3 protein-coding genes are annotated in these 1,491 nt (G+C 54.5%); 2 read left to right on the top strand and 1 reads right to left on the bottom strand.

What is annotated here, in order from left to right; all coding sequences use genetic code 11:
- Positions 1-310: queuosine precursor transporter (locus AAC083_RS21625; protein WP_146181760.1), on the top strand; the 310-nt coding region annotated here is incomplete at its 5' end.
- A gap of 270 nt (positions 311-580) precedes the next feature.
- Here AAC083_RS21625 and rraA read toward each other — a convergent pair.
- Positions 581-1,066 carry a ribonuclease E activity regulator RraA gene (rraA, locus tag AAC083_RS21630; RefSeq protein WP_005306574.1) on the bottom strand — a complete coding sequence of 162 codons (486 nt, stop codon included), beginning with the start codon at positions 1,064-1,066 and terminating at the stop codon, positions 581-583.
- Between the two features lie 146 nt (positions 1,067-1,212).
- On the opposite strand from rraA, the gene AAC083_RS21635 reads away from it, so the two are divergent.
- The gene (locus AAC083_RS21635; protein ID WP_108537669.1) at positions 1,213-1,401 is read left to right on the top strand and encodes a hypothetical protein; all 189 of its coding nucleotides are present in this window, start codon (positions 1,213-1,215) and stop codon (positions 1,399-1,401) included.
- The last annotated feature ends 90 nt before the right edge of the window (positions 1,402-1,491 follow it).

A 1,491-nucleotide genomic window follows, 5' to 3' on the forward strand; every position in this document is an offset into this window, starting at 1 on the left:
GTTTATGGACGTGGTGGTATTCAACCGCCTGCGGCGGCTCAGGGCCTGGTGGGTGGCACCCGCCGCCTCGACCCTGTTTGGCAACCTGGTGGATACCATCGCCTTCTTCAGCATCGCCTTCTGGCGTAGCACGGATCCCTTCATGGCCGAGCACTGGGTCGAGATCGCAACCGTGGACTATGTGTTCAAGTTGCTGATAAGCCTTGGTCTGTTTGTGCCTCTCTACGGCGTCTTACTGCGTTATCTCAGCAGCAAGCTGGTGGGTGAGGCCGGATTGGCCGGCCTGCAAGCGGCGACGCGCCAAGCCTGACGCAATTGACCATCCCCCGGGATGGTCAATTTTTTTGCACTTTTGGCAAATAAGAGTTGCTTAGTTAAATGAGAATGATTATTGTTAACTTGTTTTCCGGGAAAGACTTCATTCGTTCCAACGTGATGGACTTCTTGTGAAGGCACGACATTGCTCACATTGCTTCCAGTTATAGGGCCAGTTCTTCTGGCCCTCTTTTTTTGTTTTTTTCAGCAAGTGACAGCCATAAAAAATGGGAGCCAAGGCTCCCGTCGTTACATAGGTTGCGGCTTACTCGATATCGAGAGCATCAGGGGAGAGAATCACCCCCGTGGTATCGGCGTAGAGGTGGTCATCGGGCAGGAAGGTGACGCCACCGAAGTTGACCGGCAGATCCGTCTCCCCCACGTCCTTGCTGTCGGCGCCCACCGGAATGGCAGCCAGTGCCTGAATGCCGATATCCAGATCCTCCAGGATGTCGACTTCGCGCACGCAGCCGTAGCAGACGATGCCTTCCCACTCGTTCTCGGCTGCCGTAGTGGCAATCTCGCTGTCGATAAGGGCACGGCGCATGGAGCCACCGCCATCGATCAGCAGCACGCGGCCGACGCCGTTCTCTTTAACGAGCTCACGGATCAGGCCATTCGATTCGAAGCATTTGACTGTGGTGATGACGCCGCCGAAAGAGGCACGGCCGCCGAAGGAGCAGAGCATGGGTTCGAGCACATCCACCATGTCCTGATAGATGTCGCACAGTTCTGAAGTGTTGTATTCCATAGTGTCAAATCCACGGCTGGAAACAGGTGGGATCCAGTATAAGGAGTGGGACTGGCATTTCAATGAATATTCCTTGAACAACAACGGGGATAGCGTTTTCTGCGTAATCTCAATGCAGTCAATTCCCTGTTCGTGAGAGATCCCTCGTGCTGATCCGTCATAAGTTGATCCTGAACACAGTGCTGGTGGTCAGCGAGGTGAACCGCAACGTCAACAACATCCGCGACATAGCCCAGGAGGCGGGTCTGATGGCGGAGGAAAATGCCACATCCAACCATGGCTTGACCGAGCAGGCCAAGCTGCTCAATCAGGCGGTGGCTAGGTATCGGGTCTAGCAGCCCGCCCCCTGGAACAGAAAAAGGGGTCCGTGCAGGATAATGCCAGTCAGTTAAGCCTGACTGGCATTGTTTTTATTGGTTTTTTTA

Source organism: Aeromonas sp. HMWF014, from assembly GCF_963878295.1.
Classification (GTDB): Bacteria; Pseudomonadota; Gammaproteobacteria; order Enterobacterales; family Aeromonadaceae; genus Aeromonas; species Aeromonas popoffii.